The organism is Mycolicibacterium setense, from assembly GCF_000805385.1.
Lineage (GTDB): Bacteria > Actinomycetota > Actinomycetes > Mycobacteriales > Mycobacteriaceae > Mycobacterium > Mycobacterium setense.
Map to the genome: position 1 here is coordinate 147136 of NZ_JTJW01000006.1, position 20909 is coordinate 168044.

At 64.8% G+C, this 20909-nt stretch carries 20 protein-coding genes; 13 read left to right on the plus strand and 7 right to left on the minus strand.

All coding sequences use genetic code 11. From position 1 onward, the window contains the following. Nucleotides 1-7: 7 nt before the first annotated feature. From QQ25_RS11385 to QQ25_RS31530, 10 genes are all read left to right on the plus strand, one after another. Nucleotides 8-1093, plus strand: a complete 1086-nt coding sequence (locus QQ25_RS11385) for an NAD(P)H-dependent amine dehydrogenase family protein (protein WP_039379825.1) — start codon at nt 8-10, stop codon at nt 1091-1093. A 44-nt stretch (nt 1094-1137) separates the two neighbouring features. After that, nucleotides 1138-1740 carry a nitroreductase family protein gene (locus tag QQ25_RS11390; protein ID WP_039379827.1) on the plus strand — a complete coding sequence of 201 codons (603 nt, stop codon included), beginning with the start codon at nt 1138-1140 and terminating at the stop codon, nt 1738-1740. Nucleotides 1741-1983: 243 nt separating this feature from the next. Next, nucleotides 1984-3264 carry an MCE family protein gene (locus QQ25_RS11395; protein WP_039378813.1) on the plus strand — a complete coding sequence of 427 codons (1281 nt, stop codon included), beginning with the start codon at nt 1984-1986 and terminating at the stop codon, nt 3262-3264. Continuing rightward, on the plus strand, nt 3261-4289 hold the full coding sequence (locus QQ25_RS11400; protein ID WP_039378814.1) for an MCE family protein: 1029 nt from the start codon (nt 3261-3263) through the stop codon (nt 4287-4289). Before QQ25_RS11395 ends, QQ25_RS11400 begins: the two co-directional genes overlap by 4 nt. Then, nucleotides 4286-5380, plus strand: coding sequence for an MCE family protein (locus tag QQ25_RS11405; RefSeq protein ID WP_039378815.1), 1095 nt, complete (start codon nt 4286-4288; stop codon nt 5378-5380). Before QQ25_RS11400 ends, QQ25_RS11405 begins: the two co-directional genes overlap by 4 nt. Beyond that, nucleotides 5368-6747: an MCE family protein gene (locus tag QQ25_RS11410; RefSeq protein ID WP_234711895.1), complete on the plus strand. Its 1380-nt coding sequence runs from the start codon at nt 5368-5370 to the stop codon at nt 6745-6747. The genes QQ25_RS11405 and QQ25_RS11410 overlap by 13 nt, the downstream gene beginning before the upstream one ends. 2 nt (nt 6748-6749) lie before the next feature. Continuing rightward, complete coding sequence (locus QQ25_RS11415) at nt 6750-7910, plus strand: MCE family protein (protein ID WP_276015951.1); 1161 nt, start codon at nt 6750-6752, stop codon at nt 7908-7910. Next, nucleotides 7910-9505 carry an MCE family protein gene (locus tag QQ25_RS11420; RefSeq protein ID WP_039378817.1) on the plus strand — a complete coding sequence of 532 codons (1596 nt, stop codon included), beginning with the start codon at nt 7910-7912 and terminating at the stop codon, nt 9503-9505. The genes QQ25_RS11415 and QQ25_RS11420 overlap by 1 nt, the downstream gene beginning before the upstream one ends. Continuing rightward, nucleotides 9502-10005, plus strand: a complete 504-nt coding sequence (locus QQ25_RS11425; RefSeq protein ID WP_234711896.1) for an Rv2253/PknI dimerization domain-containing protein — start codon at nt 9502-9504, stop codon at nt 10003-10005. Before QQ25_RS11420 ends, QQ25_RS11425 begins: the two co-directional genes overlap by 4 nt. Before the next feature lie 27 nt (nt 10006-10032). After that, nucleotides 10033-10158 carry a hypothetical protein gene (locus QQ25_RS31530; RefSeq protein ID WP_264020554.1) on the plus strand — a complete coding sequence of 42 codons (126 nt, stop codon included), beginning with the start codon at nt 10033-10035 and terminating at the stop codon, nt 10156-10158. Nucleotides 10159-10171: 13 nt separating this feature from the next. Here QQ25_RS31530 and QQ25_RS11430 read toward each other — a convergent pair whose 3' ends face one another. Next, complete coding sequence (locus tag QQ25_RS11430) at nt 10172-10750, minus strand: TetR family transcriptional regulator (protein ID WP_039378818.1); 579 nt, start codon at nt 10748-10750, stop codon at nt 10172-10174. A 184-nt stretch (nt 10751-10934) separates the two neighbouring features. On the opposite strand from QQ25_RS11430, the gene QQ25_RS11435 reads away from it, so the two are divergent. After that, nucleotides 10935-12533 (plus strand): FAD-dependent oxidoreductase, encoded by a 1599-nt coding sequence (locus QQ25_RS11435; RefSeq protein ID WP_039378819.1) that lies wholly within the window; start codon nt 10935-10937, stop codon nt 12531-12533. Here the strand turns inward: QQ25_RS11435 and QQ25_RS11440 are convergent. The 3 genes from QQ25_RS11440 to QQ25_RS11450 form a co-directional block, all read right to left on the minus strand. Continuing rightward, nucleotides 12511-13413, minus strand: a complete 903-nt coding sequence (locus tag QQ25_RS11440) for a DMT family transporter (RefSeq protein ID WP_039378820.1) — start codon at nt 13411-13413, stop codon at nt 12511-12513. The genes QQ25_RS11435 and QQ25_RS11440 overlap by 23 nt on opposite strands. A 90-nt stretch (nt 13414-13503) precedes the next feature. After that, nucleotides 13504-14643, minus strand: a complete 1140-nt coding sequence (locus QQ25_RS11445; protein WP_039378822.1) for an acyl-CoA dehydrogenase family protein — start codon at nt 14641-14643, stop codon at nt 13504-13506. Next, entirely contained in the window at nt 14644-15876 is a 1233-nt protein-coding gene (locus tag QQ25_RS11450) for an acyl-CoA dehydrogenase family protein (RefSeq protein WP_039318011.1), read from the minus strand. Nucleotides 15877-16074: 198 nt separating this feature from the next. Between QQ25_RS11450 and QQ25_RS11455 the strand changes: the two genes are divergently transcribed. Then, nucleotides 16075-16437, plus strand: coding sequence for a PAS domain S-box protein (locus tag QQ25_RS11455; RefSeq protein WP_201774236.1), 363 nt, complete (start codon nt 16075-16077; stop codon nt 16435-16437). 11 nt (nt 16438-16448) lie between these two features. Here the strand turns inward: QQ25_RS11455 and QQ25_RS11460 are convergent, their stop codons facing one another. Both QQ25_RS11460 and QQ25_RS11465 read right to left on the minus strand, forming a co-directional pair. Beyond that, the gene (locus tag QQ25_RS11460) at nt 16449-17102 is read right to left on the minus strand and encodes a ScbR family autoregulator-binding transcription factor (RefSeq protein ID WP_039378823.1); all 654 of its coding nucleotides are present in this window, start codon (nt 17100-17102) and stop codon (nt 16449-16451) included. Between the two features lies 1 nt (nt 17103). Further along, nucleotides 17104-17814 carry a TetR family transcriptional regulator gene (locus QQ25_RS11465; protein WP_039378825.1) on the minus strand — a complete coding sequence of 237 codons (711 nt, stop codon included), beginning with the start codon at nt 17812-17814 and terminating at the stop codon, nt 17104-17106. Between the two features lie 370 nt (nt 17815-18184). Here QQ25_RS11465 and QQ25_RS11470 point away from each other — a divergent pair, with 370 nt between their 5' ends. Next, entirely contained in the window at nt 18185-19057 is an 873-nt protein-coding gene (locus QQ25_RS11470; RefSeq protein WP_039378826.1) for an FAD-dependent oxidoreductase, read from the plus strand. Here QQ25_RS11470 and QQ25_RS11475 read toward each other — a convergent pair. Then, on the minus strand, nt 19037-20836 hold the full coding sequence (locus QQ25_RS11475; RefSeq protein WP_052235779.1) for a putative bifunctional diguanylate cyclase/phosphodiesterase: 1800 nt from the start codon (nt 20834-20836) through the stop codon (nt 19037-19039). The genes QQ25_RS11470 and QQ25_RS11475 overlap by 21 nt on opposite strands. Between the last annotated feature and the right edge of the window lie 73 nt (nt 20837-20909).

Genomic DNA, 20909 nt, shown 5'->3' on the forward strand with positions numbered 1-20909 from the left:
TCCGAGGGTGATCCTCTGGGGGCCAGGCCAAGTCGGCGTCGGGGCACTGCGCGCGGTCATCACGCATCCTGGGCTCGACCTCGTCGGGCTGATCGTACATTCGGAGGCCAAAGACGGCCGCGACGCCGGCGATATCTGCGGCATGCCCGACACCGGCGTGATCGCCACCCGCGATATCGATGCCGCGCTCGCGATGGACGCCGAAGTCGTGGCGTTCTTCGCCTCCGGCGACTACCGCTACCGAGAGGCGGCCCAGGACGTGGCTCGATGTCTGCGTGCCGGCAAGAATGTGGTGTGCACATCGCTTGTGCCTCTGTGCTATCCGCCAGCCGCCGATCGTGAAACCGTAGAACTGTTGGAGGCCGCCTGCCGCGAGGGCGGCACCAGCCTGTTCAACAGCGGCGTCGATCCTGGCTGGGCCAACGATGTGATCGCGCTGACCATGACGGGATTCAGCAGCCGAGTCGATACCATCACGATGCTGGAGATTCTCGACTACGGTCCGATAGCGCAGCCCGAGATCATGTTCGACTTCATGGGCTTTGGCCACGAACCCGACTACCCGGCGCCGCTTTTCGATACGACCCGACTGGCCGCGCTGTGGTCTCCGATCGTTCACCTGGTCGCCGACGGTGTCGGGCTGCCGCTCGATGATGTGGTCACGACCATTGACAAATGGCTGGCGACCGAACGCTACGAGGTCGCCTCCGGATCGATCGAACCGGGCACCATGGGCGGCATGCGATTCAAACTCGCCGGCATCGTCGACGGAGAGGAACGAATCATGTTGGAACACATCACCAGAATGGGGAAACAGTCTGCCCCGGACTGGCCGCGACATCCTTCACCGCACGGTGGCTACCGCGTGATAGTCGACGGGTTGCCCACCTACACCGTCGATCTCGAGATGCACGGACGTGGCAACAACATGCGCGGGCTCACCTACGCAACGGTGATGCGCGAACTCAACGCCATCCCGGCCGTCATCGAGGCTGAACCGGGCCTGCTGTCCACGCTGGATCTGCCCCTGATCACTGGACCGGTGCGTGAAGGCAGCCGGCGAGGGGGCCGGCACCGGACGGTACACGCGTGACCCGTCAGGCGGCCGACCAGGTTTCGGATGACCTCTGGACAGTCATGAGGACCGCGACTGCCGTCAGGCGGTACCGCGACGAGTCCGTCCCGGATGCAGTTCTGGAGAAGTGTCTGCTCGCGGCATCTTGGGCGCCGTCGGGCGGCAACGGGCAGCCATGGCGATTCGTGGTGCTCAATTCCCCCGAACTCCGTGAGCTGGTCACGGCCGCGGCACGGCGTACCTGGGAGGTGATGAAGGACTTCTACAAACTGCCGGCAGTCATCGATGGCGCTGGCGATCCGAGATCGCGCATGCTGCGGACCATGGCCGAACACATGCAGGTCGGCGGCGCAGCACCCGTGCTGGTGCTGTTCTGTGTACAGCCGCAACGTGGAACGACCGAACTGCAACAGGGCGGGTCGATCTTCCCCGCCGTGCAGAACTTCTTGCTGTCCGCTCGCGCTCAGGGGCTGGGAGCTGCCATCACGCTCTGGCACGACGCGTGCGACGCCGAATTACGTTCTTTCATCGGTATTCCCGGCGACTGGAAGATCGCGACGCTGCTGACGGTGGGCTGGCCCGCGGGACGACATCATCCCGTCCGTCGCCGCCCGCTGTCGGAAGTCGCGATGTGTAACCGCTGGGACCGGCCCTGGCTGGCCTGACCGCGTGAAGGCGCCCCTGTTTCAGTCCCGAGAACAACACCACTGCCAAGACGAATACTGTCATTCTCTTTTCAGAGACGAAGTATTTGCATACGATGACCGGTGTGTTGTCCGTCACTGCTCGATGAGGGGGATGGTGATCAGGCGAGTGGACAGCCCGCAGCCCACCGGCACCTCATCGCAGCGGCCATTTGAGCAGCCATACCGTGACCAGAGCGCCTCGACAGCCGGAAAAAGAGTTCAGTGACAAAACATTTCGGACCGGGTCCGATACACCGATCAGAGGCCGACAGCGATGCACGTCCTGTGGGTGGCGAGGTGGGCCGCAGTTTCGGAGCGCGCGGATTCATCCGCCCTCTCGCCGGCATGGCGATGGTTCTCGTAGTTGGCGCGATTGTGACGCTGAGTACGGCGCTGTTCCGCGGGACGTTCGACAACACTGTGCCGATCACTGTTGTCTCTGACCGCGCCGGCCTGGTCATGAACGCAGACGCCAAGGTCAAGATGCGCGACATCCAGATTGGGAGGGTGTCGTCCATCGAACAACGCGCGGACGGCAAGGCGCTCTTGCACCTCGCCATCGATCCGGCTGCCGTGTCGATGATTCCTGCGAACGTGCGTGTCGACTTGGCATCTTCGACCGTGTTCGGTGCGAAGTTCGTTTCGCTGAACTCCCCGCCGAATCCGTCGAGTGAGATTGTGCGTGCGGGCCAGGTGATCGAAGGTGACCATGTCACCGTCGAGATCAACACGGTATTCGAGCAATTGACGTCGGTGCTGTCGACGATCAAACCTGAACAACTGAACGAGACCTTGAGCGCCCTGTCGACTGGCCTCACTGGCCGCGGGCATGCCCTCGGCGTGGTGATTGCCGACGCCAATGCCGGACTCGCCCAAATCCGTCCAAGCCTGCCCAACCTCAGCCATGACATCGCCGTTGCGCCTGAGGTGTTGAGCGCTTATGCGGACGCGGCGCCCGACTTGCTCACCACCATCAACAACGCGAGCCAGATCAGCAAGACGATCGTGGACCAGCGAGACGGATTGGACTCATTGCTTACAAGCGTCATTGGACTCGCCGATATCGGAAACGACATCATCGGAACGAATCGGCCCCCGCTCACCGATGTCTTTCGGTTGCTTACGCCGATAACCGGTCTGACCAAAACCTACAATCAGGCGCTCACCTGCGCGCTTTCAGGGGCAGTGAACATGTCGAACGTCCCGCCGCTGCGGGTGCCGGGGGCAGAGGTGATCGCCGGTCTGCTGTGGGGAGCCGACCCCTACCGATATCCCTCGGATCTGCCGAAGGTGGCGGCCACCGGCGGCCCGCGCTGCGTAGGCCTGCCGCAGGTGCCGTTCGAAACCCGTCCGCCCTACGTCGTTGCCGACGTCGGGACCAACCCATGGGAGTACGGGAATCCGGGCAACGAATTCAACACCGCGGCGCTCAAACAATGGCTGCTCGGTATGCGCGTCGACGGCCCGCCTCGAAACTCGGCGCAGATCGGAATGCCGGGATGAGCCACGGAAGATTCACCCTGCTGAAATTCGGCACCTTCGCCACCGTCATGGCGATCCTGACGGCCGCGCTCATCGCCGTGTTCGCCGACTACCGGGGCGGTACGGATGCTCGCTACTCGGCCGTGTTCACCAACGTCTCGGACCTCAAGGTCGGCGACTCCGTGCGGGTGGCCGGGGTCCGCGCCGGAACGGTGGATGCAGTCACGCTTCGGCCGGACAAGACAGTGGTCGTGGACTTCGACGCCGACACCGCGGTGACACTGACGACTGGGACGCGGGCGTCAGTCCGCTACCTCAACCTGGTCGGGGACCGCTACCTCGAACTCACCCAGGGACCGGGGTCGACGCAAATTATGGCCTCGGGCGCGCAGATTCCGATCGAGCGCACCTCTCCCGCGCTCGACCTAGACGTCCTGCTCAACGGTCTCAAGCCGGTCATGCAGGGGCTCGCACCCCAGGATGTAAACGTCCTCACGACCACACTGATCGAGATCATGCAGGGCCAGGGTGACAATGTGCACTCGTTGATGGCGCGCACGGCTTCCTTCACTCGCACGCTCGCCGACAACGGTCAGGTCATCGAGAGCCTCATCGACAACCTCAACGTAGCGATCGGGACCGTCAGCCAGAGTGGTCAGCAATTCGGCGGTGCCCTCGACCGGCTTCGCCAACTCGTTGGGGACCTCGCGGCAGACCGTGATTCGATCGGCGCGGCGATCGAATCACTGAGCAACGGCACTGCATCCGTGGCCAGTCTGCTCGGCGATGTTCGCCCGCCGCTGGCAGCCACGGTCGATCAGCTCAACAGGTTGGCTCCGGCATTGGATTCCGACAAAGACCTCATTGACAGCGCACTGCAGAAGGCGCCCGAGAACTATCGCAAGCTTGCCCGAATCGGATCCTACGGCAGCTTTTTCAACTATTACCTGTGCGGAGTCACCTGGAGGGTGAGCGATCTGCAGGGCCGCACCGCGGTGTTTCCGTGGATCAAGCAGGAGACCGGAAGGTGCGCGGAGAACCCATGAACAAATACCGCGGAATGGATGTCATCCGTGCTGGATTCATCGGCGTCGCGCTCATCGTCCTCATCATCGCCGTTGGCCTTCAGCCTGAACGACTGACCAATTGGGCGTCCTCGATCAGATATCAGGCGGCGTTCGCCGAAGCTGGTGGACTCGAGCCTGGCAATCCAGTCAAGATTTCCGGGGTCAAGATCGGCACTGTCACCGAGGTCAAGCTCGACCATGGCGACGCGCTGGTCACCTTCGCAGTTGACCACAACATCCGGCTGGGTTCCCAGACTACGGCCCACATCGGCACCGGAACCCTACTCGGTGAGCGCATGCTGACGCTCGAGTCGACCGGGTCGGAAACGATGGCTCCGCTCGACCGAATTCCGTTGACGCGTACCGCTTCGCCATACTCGCTCACCGACATGGTGGGTGACCTCACCACCAACGTCGCGCATACCGATACAGACTCTCTGAACCAGTCCCTCGACGTGCTGTCGAGCACGATCGACCAAATCGCCCCGGAACTGGCCCCGACCTTCGATGGGCTCACCCGGCTCTCGAGAACGCTCAACGGCCGGAACGAGAAGGTTTCCGAACTCCTCCGGAACACCTCGGAGGTGACTGAGATCCTCGCTCAGCGCAGCGACGCGGTGAACACGCTGATACTCGACGCCAACGATCTCACCGGCACCTTGGTTCAGCGCCGGCAGGCCATTGTGAACCTCATTGCCGACACATCGGCACTGGCCCAGCATATTACGGGCCTCATCAAGGAGAACGAGCAGGAGTTGAAGCCAACATTGGACAAGCTGAACTCGGTGACGGCCGTCCTGGAAAAGAACCGTGACAACCTCGCCAAGGCGATTCCGGGTCTGGCGAAGTACGAGAGCGGTCTGAGCGAATTGGTCGCGAACGGTCCCTACTACGTCGCTTACCTCCCCAATCTCACCCAAGGGTCGCTGCTGCAGCCATTTCTCGACTACGCCTTCGGCTTCCGTAGAGGAACCGATGCCGGTCAACCACCGGACAATGCCGGGCCGCGCGCCGAGATTCCGTTTCCTCGCAACGGTATTCCACAGCCGCAGGAGCAGTGGGGCCGGTGATCAGAAGCAGAACTGCCCAACTGACCGCGCTGCTGCTGGCGGCATTGCTGGTCGCCGGCGTGGCGTACCTGGCTCACATGCGTTACTTCGCGCCGAGAGCGTTGACGGCGATCTTCACCACAGCGACCGGCGTATACCCCGGAGATCAGGTGAAGGTCTCCGGTGTTCGGGTTGGCACGATCAAGTCGATCGAGGCCGATGGGGCCTCTGTGCGTGTGACGATGACTGTGGATCGCCACGTGCCGATACCTGCCGACGCGCGTGCTGTCATCGTCGCTCAGAACTTGATTTCCGCGCGATACGTTCAGCTCACGCCGCCGTATCGGTGGAACGGTCCCATGATGTCCGACGGCGCCGAGATACCGTTGGAGCGTACTGCGGTGCCCGTTGAATGGGATGAAGTAAAAGACCAACTCAACAGACTTGCAAGCGAATTGGGCCCCCAGAACGGCGTCTCCGGCACTTCAACCGCACGGGTGATCGACAGTGCCGCAAATGCCATGGCGGGCAATGGACCGAAGCTTCGTGAAACGCTGAACCAACTGTCCGGCGCCGGGAGAATACTGGCCGACGGAAGTGGCGACATCGTCGGGACGATCAAGAACCTGCAGAGGTTCATCACGACGCTGAAGGCCAGCTCGACTCAGATCGTGGAATTCCAGGATCGGCTCGCCAGCTTGACCAGTGTGCTCGACGGCAGCAAGTCCGATCTCGACGCCATGTTGGCGAATGTTTCCGAAGTCGTCGGTGAGGTCCAGCGGTTCGTTCGAGATACCCGCGATCCGGCTGCAGAGCAGGTGAGGGGATTGGCCAGCGTCATGCAGAACGTCGCGGATCATCAGCGCGACCTGAAACAGATCCTGCATGTTGCGCCGACTGCTATCGCGAACACGTTGAACATGTTCGATCCTCGTGATGGCGGTGCCACCGGGGTCTTTACATTTGTCAATTTCAGCAATCCGGTTGAATTCTTGTGCGGCGCGATCGGCGCGATCGAAAACACCACTGCGCCGGAAACCGCGAAGCTCTGTAATCAGTACCTCGGTCCCGCGTTGAAGCAGATGAATTTCAACTACCTCCCGTTCCCCGTCAATCCGGGCTTGACATCGGTCCCGCCACCGGAAGATCTGCTGTACACCGAACCAGGCCTCGTCCCAGGAGGTTCCGGCCCGAAGCCGCAAGCGCCGGAAACGCCACCGGCGGTCTCTGCCTACACCGGCGCCGGGGACGTGCTCCCGCCACCCGGCGACGGGCCACCGTCGGGCCAGTCAGACCTCAGCGGGATTCTGATGCCGGCGTCCCCGCCCGATTTGCCCGTGCCGCCGCCCCCGGAACCGCCACGAGCCGCAGAGGGAGGAGCGCCGTGACCTTGAGCCCCATCGGATCGCTGCGCCGCGGTGCGGTGCTGGGCTGCTGCGCCCTCATCACGGCCGGTTGCAGCTTCGGCGGGTTGAATTCGCTACCCTTGCCGGGTGCTGATGGCCGCGGCCCAGGCGCCATCACCTACCACATCGAGATGTCCAATGTCAGTACACTGGAACCTAATTCGCCCGTACTGCTTGATGACGTCACGGTCGGGAGTGTGCGCAGCCTGCGCATCGAGGGCTGGCATGCCCACGTGGAAGTCTCGGTGCGACCCGATGTCGTCGTCCCGGGCAACGTCAAAGCGTCGGTGGGGCAGACCAGCCTCCTCGGTTCGATGCACCTGTCCCTCGATGTGCCCGCGGACCAGGTGCCGCAGGGGCGCCTTGCCCCCAATTCCACCCTTTCTCTGGACGAAACCACCGCGTACCCCACCACCGAGCGGACACTGACGACACTGTCGGCAGTGGTGAACTCCGGCGGATTGGGACAGATCGGTGACATCATCCACAACTTCAATATCGCGCTGAGCCCGCACCGATCCGACGCGCGTGAGTTGCTCACCAACCTCAACGAGATCGTTGGTGTGTTCGACACCCAGCGAGCCGACATTGTCGCGTCGATCCAAGCGCTGAACCGGCTGGCCGGCGAGCTGGCTGATCAGCGTGACGTAATCACCCGTGCGCTTGAGGACATTCCTCCGGCTCTGAACGTGTTGATAGCCGAGCGGCCGCGAATAACAACAGCATTGGACAAGATGCGTGTCTTCAGCACCACAACGCGCGGATTGATCGACGACAGTCGAAACGATTTGGTCGCCACATTGCACAATCTCGACCCGACAGTTCGGGCGTTGGCAGACGTGGGACCCGACATCGACACAGCATTGGCCTTCTTGCCGGTTATGCCCTTTGGGCAAAACGTGATTGACCGCGGAATCAAGGGTGATTACATGAACTTGTTCGCGGTGTTCGACCTCACCGTACCCAGGTTGAAGCGAGGAGTGCTCTCCGGAACTCGTTGGGGGAACGAGCATATCCAGTTGGTGCCTGCACCCGGCGACCCTGGATACGACGCCTACTACGCGAACAATCCGCTCACTGCACCGTTGCAATCGCCACCGGCGCCGCCCCTACCGACACCCGCACCACCGAGTGGGGGTGGCTGATGCTGACCCGCTTCATCCGTGTCCAGTTGCTGATCTTTGCGATCGCCTCTGTCGTCGGAATGGTAACGATGACCGTGGTCTACATTCAGGCACCGACCCTGCTCGGCCTCGGCCGCATCATCGTCCGACTCGAACTCCCTGCCGGCGGCGGGATTTACCGGATGTCCAACGTCACCTACCGGGGGGTCGAGGTCGGCAAGGTCATCGACGTCAAACTCACTCCTGAAGGTGCCGAGGCGACGATGTCGCTCGCCTCCTCGCCGCGCATTCCCGCAGATCTGGTTGCCGAAGTGCGCAGCGTCAGTGCTATCGGTGAGCAATACGTTGATCTTCGCCCCCGCGCCTCGGCACCTCCCTACCTGGAGACGGGCTCGGTGATCGCGCGTCGCGACGCGAGCATCCCACAACCTGTCGGTCCGATGCTCGACAACGTCAGCGCACTACTTGGCAGCATCCCAAAGGACAAGCTTGCCGCTCTGCTCGATGAGTCCTCCACAGCGCTCGACGATGCAGGATTCGACGTTGGGTCACTCATCGATTCCTCGGCAACTGTGGCCCGGGACTTCCATTCGATCTCCGGGCAGACGCAGGCGCTGATCGATGACTCGGGACCGCTTTTGGATGGTCAGGTGCAGTCCGCCGACGCGACCAGAACATGGGCCCGCAGCCTGGCCGGCGTAAGCGGCCGCCTGGTTGCAGGGGATCCCCATATCCGGACGATACTGCAGCAGGGACCGGGTGCACTGCAAGAGGTATCACGTCTGCTCAATAGCGTGAAGCCGACGTTGCCAGTGTTGCTGGCCAACCTGACGAGCCTGGGGCAGGTGGGCATGACGTATCTGCCTTCCCTTGAGCAACTACTGGTGTTGATCCCGCCGTATTTCGCGGATCTGCAAGCCATCGCGCCGAACAACAATGCGACGGGACTGCCGCTGGCGAATTTCAGGATCGAGATCAGCGACCCCCCGGCGTGCACAGTGGGGTTCCTCCCGCCCTCACAGTGGCGGTCGCCGAGTGACACCACGACCATCGACACACCCGACGGCTTGTATTGCAAACTGCCGCAGGATTCCCCGATCCTCGTACGAGGTGCCCGCAACCTGCCGTGTATGGGTAAGCCGGGTAAACGGGCACCGACAGTCGAGATCTGCGAGAGCGACAAGCCATACATGCCGTTGGCGATGCGCCAGCACGCGCTCGGCCCCGGACCGGTCGACCCCAATCTTCTGGCCCAGGGAGTCCCCCCCGATGATCGGGTGACCTACGACGGTCACACCCACGCGCCACTCGGCGGCACACCCTTGCCACCCGGCGTCGATCCCTCCGCGCCCGTGCCCGACGGCCCGCCGCCTGCACCGGAACCCGTGCCGGGCGACGCTCCGCAGCTCGGGGTACCCGCAGCACCGTCCGCGTATTCCAAATCCTCGCCGGGCCCATCGGTTGCGGTGGCTACATACGATCCGCGCACTGGCCGGTTCATGACACCCGATGGTTCGACACATGTCCAGGCCAACTTGGTCGCACGACCGTCGCAGGAGCAGTCGCAAGACAAGTGGAAGGACCTGATCCTCGATCCTGCGGTCGGTATGTCATGACCGCGGCCTGGTCCGCGATGCGGCATGTCGCCACGGCCGTTACGACCGCAGCCGTGGTGGCCGTAGCGGAGTCGGTTCCTGTCGCACGGGCTACATTTGAGGACATCGCGATCAACGCCACGATGCGGGCCGTATCTGATGGGCAGTGGGCCAAGACCAACGAGATCTTCCACGATGAGCCAACGGTGTCGAGCACCTGGACCATCACCTCGACATGCAGCGGAGCCTATGACTGCGTGGGTCATGTCAGCAGCGACCGCGGCTGGAGTGCCGAGGCGCGCTACGTCAGTAAGCTGTGGTTTGTCACGCGCACCGTCCCTGACTGGGTGCGCTGTGACGATGGCAGCACCGCTCCGGGCAAGCAGATCTTCAAGTTCTACCGAGATCCCAACGATACTGCGATGTTCAGGGGTTGGGACTCGACTGTCGGGCCCAGCGGTGCGTGTGGAATCAATCTGCCCCTGGCCATCGAGATGCCCTTCACGCTGAGCCCCGTGTAAGGCGATTGCCTTCCCGAGTGAGAGCGCATGTGGATGAACTCCGCGCTGGGCGTCGGCGCCACCAATGGGCTGGAGTGGATTCGCAAGCGGATCCTCGCGAGCTCAGAACTGAATTTCGAGCACGCCTGGGTGGTTCCGGCGGGCACCTGTTGAGCCACAGCCTGATTCAGCTCCCGGGCACGATCAGCGAGACCATGGTCTCGAGCTGGCGGGCCATCTGCCGGTAGCTCATCGCCCCCGATTGGGCCTGCAACAGTGCGCCCCAGAACACCGACTCCAACGTGGCGAGTACCTCGGGCCACGCCCCGGCGCCCAAGGCCGTCGAGATCCGGCGGGTGATCTCGGCGGCGATCCGGGAGCGGACGTCGTCGACCATGTCGTCGTCGGTGCTCACCAGCGCGTGGGTGCAAGCCCGTGCCAAGCGGGGCTCATCGGCCATCAGCAACGTCAGGGCCGTGAGTTGCTCGGTGACCCGGTCGGTGGCACTGGCCGCGGGGTCGATGTCCAGCGGCAGCTGAATCACCCGGTCCAGGTACAGCTCGGCGAACACCACCTCGATGGACGAGAAATGTGCGTAGAGCGCCGCGGGCGCCATCTTCGCGCGCGCTGCCAGCGCCGGCACCGAAACGTCGTCGTGTGTATCGAGAAGCTGCGCCGCCGCACCGAAGACACGACGCTGCGTGCGAACACGCTGACATTGTGGGTCGTGTAGGCGAGTGACCGTAGCCACCGCTGGCCTGGACATGTGTCCAAGATATAGACCCACGGCGCAGTTGGCAATCACTGCTTGAAATTGCCTGTATCAACACATTTTCAATACTGAGATTCGTCCAGGTCGACTGCCGGTGGGCGGGCGTGCCGAGGTTCTCGGCTCGCTAAATCGGACAGGTGTCCAGTACGCTCGACGGCAGATCTGAAGGGGAGGCACGATGGCTTACGTGATCACGCAGAACTGCTGCAAGGACGCCAGCTGTGTGCCGGTGTGTCCGGTGGACTGCATCCGTCCGGCTGAGGGCGGACTGGATTCGGCGTCGGCAGAGATGCTCTACATCGATCCGGACTCGTGCATCGACTGCGGCGCATGCTTCGAGGAGTGCCCAGTTGGCGCCATCCATTACGAAGAGGACCTGCCAAGTGAGATGCGGCGGTTCAAGGAACTCAACGCCGCATACTTCGAGCGCCATCCACTTGAGCCGGCGACTCTGCCCGCGCCCGCCTCGCGAGCCCGGGTCGAGGCGGGGTCCCTACGGGTGGCGATCGTCGGATCGGGGCCGGCGGCCTGCTATGCCGCGGCCGAGCTGATCGACGTCGACGGCGTGGAGGTCAATCTGTTCGAACGCCTGCCCACGCCGTTCGGCCTGATACGCGCCGGCGTGGCCCCTGACCACCAGCACACCAAGTCGGTGGTCGACATCTTCGAGCGGGCGTTCATCAACCCGCGGTTCGCCAGCCATTTCAATGTCGAGGTCGGCCGCACCATCAACCATGACGAGCTGCTGGCCCATCACCACGCGGTGATCTATGCGGTGGGTGCGGCCACCAGCCGGCGACTGGGAATCGACGGCGAGGATCTCATCGGGCACCACGCGGCCGCTGAGTTCGTCGGTTGGTACAACGGCCATCCCGACCATGCCGCGCATCAGTTCGACCTGTCGGCCGAGCGGGCGGTCATCGTCGGCAACGGCAACGTTGCACTCGATGTCGCCCGGGTGTTGTTGATGGACCGGGATGCGCTGGCGGCCACCGATATCGCCGAGCACACCCTGGATGCCTTGGCCGACAGCGCGATCCGGGAAGTGGTGATCCTGGCCCGGCGAGGTATCGCTGACGCCGCGTTCTCGGCGGGGGAATTCCTGGCGTTGGGGCACCTCGACGGTGTCGACGTCATCGTGGACGCTCACGACCTTCCCGCCGACGACGACCACGACGACATCGAAACCTCGTTCAAACTCGCCATTGCCCGCGAGTATTCCCAGCGCATCCCGACCCCTGGAAACAAGCGCGTGGTGTTCCGCTGCGGCGCCACCCCGGTCGCCATCCGTGGCACCGATCGTGCCGAAGGGTTGGAGGTCCGCGGCGACAGCGGTACGGAGATGATCGAGACGTCCCTGATCCTGCGGTCGATCGGCTACCGCGGCCTGCCCATTCAAGGACTGCCCTACGACGAGGACTCCGGGACGGTGCCCAACGAGTCGGGCCGCGTCGTCGACGGTGCACCGGTGCGCGGCACCTATGTGACCGGATGGATCAAACGCGGACCGCGTGGGGTGATCGGAACGAACCGGCTGTGCGCCGAGCAGACCGTGGCCCAGCTGTGGGCGGATTTCGACGCCGGCCTGCTGACCCGTGACGTCGCGGGCCGTGAATCGCTCGATGCCCTGTTGGCGGCGCGGGGAGCACAAGCCGTCGGGTGGTCGGGCTGGCGTGCGATCGACGCCGCCGAACGTGACCGCGGGGTCCAGGCTGCGCGGCCCCGGGTGAAGTTCGTTTCGATCGAGGAGATGCTCAGCGCGGGCCGGCGCGGCTGACTTCTTCGGGGTCGATCTCCGGATCGGCTTCGCGGGGCGTGCGGGTGGCCAGGACCGATCCGGCGAGGATCAACGCGAGCCCGGCGGCGTTGTACACGGTCAGCGGCTCGCCGAGCACGATGACTCCGGCGGCCAGAGCGACGGCCGGGTTGATGTAGGTGAACACCAGCGCCCGCGCGCCTCCGACTTCGCGGATCAGCGCGAAGAACACCACGAAGGCCAGCGCGGTGCAGATCACGGCGAGTGCGGCCAGGGCGATGAGCACGCGCCGAGACGGCATCTGGTCGGGCCAGGTCATCAACGCCGGTGTGGTGTAGATCAGCGCCGCTATGGTCAGACACGCCGCGGTCAGCGGAAGCGTGGGCACCTCACCCAGATAACGAGCGGCGATCAGCGGAGCGATGGCGTAACAGGTTGCCACCAAAAGCACTTCGGCGATCGGCCAGCCGTGCCCACCGGCCAGCCCGGGTCCGGCGAGCACAGCAACCCCGGCCAGACCCACCCCAAGTCCAGCGATTCGTTTGGCGCCCAACCGTTCTCCGCCGGTGAGCCGGTCGAGCACCGCGGCGATGATCGGGGCGGTGGCGATCAGCAGGCCCGTCAGCGAGCTGCTCAGGTGGCGTTCGGCATCGGAGAGCAGGTACCACGCCGCGATGATCTCGAAGAACGCGAACGCCAGCACGGGTCGCCAATGCCGCAGCACCGGTGCCCACGCGGCGCGCGACATCACCAACGGCAACAGCACGGCTGCGCCGACGGCCGTGCGGGCCAGGACCAGAACGGGTACCGAGACGCCGTCGACGGCGATCTTGATCAGTAGGTACGGGATGCCCCAGATGATGCTCATGGCGCCCAGCAGCAGCCAGCCCCGCACACTCACCCGATCCAGATTACGGCGCCGGGGTGCCGGCGGAGGCGTCCGCCTCCGGCAACGCCGACTGGCCTGGGTGCGACTCCGCGGCCGCAGCCCTCAGCCCCGGGTCAGCTCCGCGTAGCGGGCGACGTGGTAATCGGTTGAGCCGAACTCGAACTGGACCGCTGTCAACCGCTTGAAGTAGTGACCGATCGCCAGTTCCTCGGTCATACCCATGCCACCGTGCAGCTGCACCGCGTTCTGCCCGACGAAGCGTGCGGCACGTCCGATGGTGGCCTTGGCCGCCGATACCGCCTTGGCCCGTTGCGCGGGATCGGCATCGAGGTTGAGCACCGCGAGATAGACCGCCGCCGAAGCCTGTTCGACTTCCATGTGCATGTCGACCATCCGGTGCTGTAGCGCCTGGAAGCTGCCGATGGGCTGGCCGAACTGCTGGCGTTGCTTGCAGTATTCGACCGTGTCGGCCAGCACCTTGCGCATAGCGCCCACCGCCTCGGCGCCCACCGCCGCGGCTCCTTCGTCGCGAGCCAGTTCCAGCGACGGCCAGGCCCGGCCCTCGGCGCCCAGCAGCGCGCCGGCCGGTACCCGCACGTCGGAGAACGTCAGATCGGATGCCCTGCGGTCGTCCACCGTGCGGTAGTGATGGGCAGTGAATCCTGTTGTCACCGAGTCGATATCAACGAGAAACAGGGAGATCCCGTCGGTGTCGGCGCGTTCCCCCGAGGTACGCGCGGTCACCAGCAGGTGGGTGGCCAGCGGTGCGCTGACGGCCATCACCTTCGAGCCGTTGAGCACCCATTCGTCACCGTCGCGGCGTGCAGTGGTAGACACGTCGCGCCAGTTGTCTCCGGAACTCGGTTCGGTGGCCGCCAGCGCGACGATGGCCGAGCCCGCGACGATTTCCTCCAACAGGTCGGCGGCGGCGTCGCCGGACCGGTGCAGCAGGCCGCCGGCGATCACCGCGGTGTCGACGAACGGCTCGATTACCAGGGCATAGCCCAACGCCTCGGCAATGACCATGGTTTCGACCGGGCCGCCACCGATGCCACCGGCCTCCTCGGGCAGCGTGGCACCCAGGATGCCCAGTTCGTCGGCGAAGCCGCGCCAGATCTCGGGCTGCCAGCCCGGGCCGGTCTTGGCCGCGGCACGGCTCGATGCCAGGTCGTATCGGCCGGCCAGGAACTTGGTCAGCCCGTCGCGCAACAGTTGCTGTTCGTTGGTCAGGTTGAAGTCCATCTAGAGCCCCAGTTCTGCCTTGGCGAGGATGTTTCGCTGAATTTCGTTGCTACCGGCGTAGATCGAGCCGGCCCGGTCGTTGAAGTAGCGCAATGGGGCGACCGCCTGCCACGGCGCGCCGCTGTGATAGCCGTCGGCCGGCGGTTCGTATTCGGCCACCGGGCCGCCCGGGAACGTGGCATGCGGCTGGTAGGCGCGGGCCAGCGGACCCGCGGCCTCCATGGACAGTTCGGTCAGCGTCTGGCTCAATTCGGTGCTCAGGATCTTGAGCATCGACGACGCCGTACCGGGATGGCCGCCTTCGGCAACCGCGGCCAGTACCTGGTACTCCAGGATCTCCAGCACGTCGGTGCGGATACGGGCGTCGGCGAGGCGGCGGCTGAAGGCCGCGTCGTCGATCAGCCGGCCACCGGCCGGTCCGGGCATTTCGGCGGCGACCGCTGCGATCTCGTCACCGAGCACCTGGAGGGCCGGCGCGTTGGCACCGCCGCCGCGCTCGAATTCGAGCAGGTATTTGGCCACGGTCCAGCCATCGTCGATGGCGCCGATCACGTTCGATTTCGGCACCCGAACCTCGTCGAAGAAGACCTGGTTCTGCACCTCTTCGCCGGAAGTCATCACCAGCGGCCGGATTTCGATGCCGGGGGAGGTCATGTCGATCAGGACGAACGTGATGCCCTGCTGTTTCTTGGCGCCACGGGTCGTGCGCACCAGTGCGAACATCCAGTTGGCTTCCTGGGCGTGGGTGGTCCAGATCTTGCTGCCGGTGCAGACGAGGTCGTCGCCATCTGACACAGCGGCCATCGACAGCGCGGCCAGATCCGACCCGGCCTCGGGCTCCGAGTAGCCCTGGCAGAAGAACACCTCGCCGGTCAGGATGCGGGGGAGGAAGTAGTCCTTCTGCTCCGGTGTGCCGAATTTGATGATGGCGTGGGCCACCATGCGGATGCCCATGGGTGACAGTGACGGTGCGCCGGCCAGCGTGGACTCGCGGCTGAAGATGTAGTGCTGGGTAAGGCTCCAGTCGCAGCCGCCGTATTCCACCGGCCAGGCCGGAGCTGCCCAGCCACGTTCGTGGAGGATCTTCTGCCACGCCATGCTCGCGTCGTGGTCGGCGTAGACGCTCGTCATCAGCCGGCCCGCACGCTGGATCTCGGGGGTCAGATTCTTGGCGAGAAAGTCGCGCACCTCGTCGCGGAACTCCTGGTCACTCGTCGACCACTTCAGGTCCATGCCTGCCCCTGTCTGCCGGTGTTGCTCCACAGAGTAAACCTAGTTAGTCAAGTGGCGCAGGCCACCCCAGTCCTTCCCGTGGGTCGACGGATCGCCTTCCCCGCACGTTGCGCAGTGTTGGTGGCGCCGGCCCCGCGCCTGCAGGCGATAATCGACGACGTGGAGCGTCGCCAGAGCGGTCAGGATCCCCAGTCGCCGATGGCACTGCTGCAGAACATTCCGGCCCTGGTGGTTCTGGAGCGGTTCCCGGTGCCGGTTCTGGCCATCGCCGAGGACGGAGCGATCCTCTTCGCCAACACCGCATTCGGCGAGATGATCGGACGCGACACCGATGCCGTCACGAACATGCAGTTTGCTGAGATGTTCCACTCGCTGCCTGCTGACGGGTCGGCCGTCTCGGTCATGCGGGCCAACGCGGGCCTGCTGGTCGACCTGGTCCACCGCGACGGTTCGATCGTGCGCGCGCGCATGAGCAAGTCGGCGCTGCTGCGCGGCGACGATCCAGTGGTGCTGGCCACGTTCCAGGACCTCACCGAGCGGCTGTGGGCCGAAGAGTTGTAGGACCGGCCTACCTAGCCCGCTGCTTGTGCCCGGCGCAACGATTCGCGGGCCAGGAACTCACGGAAGTAGTCCAGCGCTTCGACGCTGGCGATCGCGGGGAGCAGCAGATCCCATGTGCGGGCCACCCGTTGGCGGAGATCCGTTCCGGTCGCGTTTGCGCGCGAGAGAGCTTCGGCGCCCAGCATCGACCCGAGGATCACCTCGGCTGCGCTTGCGACGTCGAGGTTTTCGCGTAGATCGCCTTCATCGGCTGCCTGGGTCAACTGCTGGGCGAGCTCATCGAGCCAGCTCGCGTACACCCGGGTGGCGGCGGGATTGAAACCGCTGAACGTCCGCAACAGCTGCATGCCGATCTGTGCCACCCTGTCCGAGCGGGTGAAGTCGGCCACCACGAACAACCCGTGGATGGTGTTCTCCAAAGCCGGCGCGGAAGATTCGGTGATGGTTCGGAACGCGGTCAGCATCGTGTTGCCGCCATCGGCGATGATCGCCTCGGCCAGTGATTCTTTCGAATCGAAGTGGTAGTAGAGCGCGCCCTTGGTCATCTCCGCTCGCGCGATGATGTCGCCGAGTCCGGTCGCCGGATAGCCGTGTTCGCTGAACAGGTCGACGGCGGCGGCGATGATTTTCTGCCGGGTCAGCTCGGATCGGGCCTGGCGTGCCATTTCAGGTTCGCCCGGCCGCTGCGTCGGGCGCGGTGTCGGGGGAGTGGGGGCGCAGCGGCACCACCTTCTTGACGCCCACCGCGGTGCGACGCCGGATGAACTGCTTGAGGTAGCCGAGCCGCTCCGGTTCGACGAACCCGGGTAGCGCCAGCCGCCAGCTGTGCTCGAGGTCGGTGAGAAAACGCGGGGGATCGTCGAGGTCACTGGTCTGGCGTACGCCGAGGTAGATCGACACCAACAATCGGGCGATCGCTTCCGGATCGCTGTCGGCGGTGAAATCTCCCTCACCAATGGCGCGTTTGGCGATACCGGCGAATCCCTGCACCCATTCCCCGAGGACGCGCGGTCCGAGGTCGTCGGTCCGGCCGATGGACTCGACCAGGTTCAGGCAGGCGCGCGCCATCGGGTCACCGATGTCCTCGGCGGCCACCAGGCACGAGAGGTCGATCAACGTCTCGGCGCCGGACAGGTTGCGGGCCAGGACGTCCTCGACCGACTTGTCCGCCCGCGCGGTGCGGTGCTCGACGATCGAGACCGCAAGCGCGTGCTTGGACCGGAAATGGAAGTACAGCGCACCCTTCGTGACGGTGGCATCGGCCAGGATGTCGTCGAGGCTGACCAGGCTGTAGGGCGTGTGGGCGAACTGTCGGGCCGCCGCCTGCAGGATCTGGAGACGGGTCAGCTCTGCTCGTCGGTCGAGCTGCTCAGTCACCTCAGGGCCTTTCTGACTCTGACCGGCCGGCGCCGTGTCTTATTCGCCGTCGCCACCAGCAGACTCAAAGTCTTCACCGTACGTGCAGATCATTCTAAAGGTATGTATCGTGCTTAGCGTGATAACTCTTGGTTCGTCGCGGGATGCCCGCCCGGCGGCTCGCGCCGCTGCGGCACGGGGCACTGTGGCGAGCGCCACCATTTCTCGGTCGGTGGTTGCCAGGGGCTATCGTGGAAACGTTGCCATGGCCTGCACCGGCAATCCCCCTCGAATCCCGGTGCGGGCCGTGGCAACCCCAAAATTTCTTTGCCACCAAGAGGGTTCGATCTTGATGAGGTACCCGTTGGTGCATCCGGAGTGTCGCTAGCCGATGTGGGATGAGGAAGTCGACGTCGTTTGCTGCGGTTCAGGCTTTGGGGCGCTGGCGGCGGCGGTCGCGGCAGCGGATGCCGGGCTCGACGTGTACATCGCCGGCCAGGGCAGCGCGACCACAGGTTCGGTGACTCCCGGCCCGGAGGCCCCGTGGTTGGGAAGCGGCATCGCCGATCCCGACACCCGCGACTATCTCGATGCGTTGTCGGCCGATCTGAAACCGGTCACCGATGCCGAATATGACAGCGGGCTGACGGTCCGGCCGGTCAGTGACTGGACTCCGGTTTCCGGACGCGGCCGGATCGCCCCGTTCTACGGCGCACGGCTTCAGGAGTGGGCGCAGGACTGCCTGACCTCTCCCTACGGGGTGCTCTACACCCGCTTGGCGGACCGGGGCACGACCTCGATGAAGACCCGCGCCGGCGAGGAGATCCAGGTCAAGGTGCTCGGAACGCTGGATGCGGACAACGCGGCCGGCACCGCAGCGGTGGTCGGTGACTGGCTGTCGGCCCAGGTACTCGACCGGCAGATCCAGGCCCTGGACAACAGCACGCTGCAGAGCCTCGTTTTCGAGGAGGGCGAAATACTCGGTGTGGTGCTCGACACCGCCGACGGTCCACTGGCCCTCCGGGCCCGTCACGGCGTGGCGCTCTCGACCGAACCCCGGGTCGCCGGCCCGGCCGCGGACGGTCAGCTCATCGAGCCCGGCAAGCCCCTGCAGGTGGGCCTGGTCGGCTACAGCGCCAGCAGATTCGGCCGCGTCGAGCTGCTGGACCATCAGCCGGACACGACACGATCGGATTACTGCCATTCCGGGGGAGTGCAGGACGCACCGCGTGAGTCGTATCGATCACGTGCGCGGCGCGGCTGAGAAATGCACGGGCACGCGCCCTTTGGCCAGTAGCGCAGCCATCTCATGGCCGAGGATCGGCTTGGACAGCAAGAAGCCTTGCGCGCGGTAGCAGCCGTGCCGCAACAGCGTCAGTGCCGCGCGTTCGGTCTCCACGCCTTCGGCCACCAGTTGCAGGCCGAAGGCGCCGGCCAAGGCGATCACCGCGCGCACGATCGGCAGGTCTCCCGGGTCCGATCCGAGTCCGGCTACGAAGCTGCGGTCGATCTTGAGGGTGTCCACCGGAAGCGATTTCAGCAGGGACAGCGCGCTGTAGCCGGTGCCGAAGTCGTCGATGGCCACCTGCACACCCACCTTGTGCAGCCCGGTCAAGGTCGAGCGGGTGGTTTCGATGTCCTGCACGACGATGCTCTCGGTGATCTCCAGGCACACCGATCCGCGGGGCAGGCGGAACTCCTTCATGATGCCGGCCACCGACGCGACGAATCCGTCGGTCACCAGCTGCACCGGGGACACGTTGATCCGCAGCACGATGTTGCGGCCCACGCCGTTGGACCGCCACCGGGCGAACTCGGCGCACGCGGTCCGCAGCACCCAGCGACCCAACTCGCCTGCCAGGTTGATGGATTCGGCCACGCCGATGAACGAGTCGGGGGACAACAGGCCGCGGGTCGGATGCTGCCACCGCACCAGCGCCTCGGCGGCCAGCACCTCGCCGGTCCGCATGTCGATCTCGGGAAGGTAGTGCAGCACCAGCGCGCCGCTTTCGATCACACTCTGCAGGTGCAACTCGATGTCGTTGCGGAAGTCGATCTCCATCGCCATCGCATCGGAGAACACCGTGACCCGGTTGCCCCCGGAGTTCTTCGCGGTCAACACCGCATGGTCGGCCCGGTTGAGCAGATCGGAAGTGGAATCACGGCCCGGAATGCCTTGGGCCAGGCCGATACTGACGGTGCGGGTGAGCATCTCGCCGTCGATCGTGACCCGTTCGCGGAGAACCGACTGGAGCCGGTAGGCCAGCGCCGTGGCCGCCTCGGCCGTCATCGGCGCAGCGGGAACCACGACGAACTCGTCGCCACCGAGACGCGCGATGAGTTTGGGTTGGTCGTCGCCGCGCTGCAAACGTTCGGCCAGGATGCTGATGAAGGCGTCTCCGGCGGTATGGCCCAGATAATCGTTGATCGCCTTGAGCCGGTCCAGGTCGAAGAACATCACCACCACCGGGCCGGGCTGACCGGCGGCCAGGCGGGCCTCCAGATGGGCCATCAGCGCCCTGCGGTTGTGCAGCCCGGTGAGGTGATCGTGATCGGCGAGGTACCGCAGCCGGTCCTCGGCCTCGATGCGCGCCTGCACCTGGGCGAACAACGACGCGATCGCCTTGAGTGCGTTGAGCTCTGCGGGGAGCCACTCGCGGTCCCCGAACTTGACGAAACCCAGCACGCCGGTGGTGACATCTCCGGAGAGCAACGGCACGCAGGCCATCGAGGTGCTCGGAATGTGCCGACCGGCCTCGATGGTGCGCTGGTAGTCGTCGGTGGCCGGCTCCGGGCGGAACACCGCGGGTTCCTTGAGATGTTCGGCCATCGCGAACACCGGGTCGGCGTCGGCGAAGTGGATGACCGCGATCGGGTCGGTCTGGGTGTCCGGTGGGCGTGGCGGCCACTCGGCCACCAGCCGGGTCGCGTGTGCCTCATGATCGTTGTGCCGCAGGAAGCTCACGTCCACATCGAAGAACGAGACCAGCTCGGCCAGCACCTGCTGACTCACCGGGACCGACGTCGCGGCGTCCACCGCCATCAGTTGTGTGGCAACGGATGTGACGAGTAGTTCGAGGCTGCCTGGCACCAGATACCTCCGCTTATACCTCAGC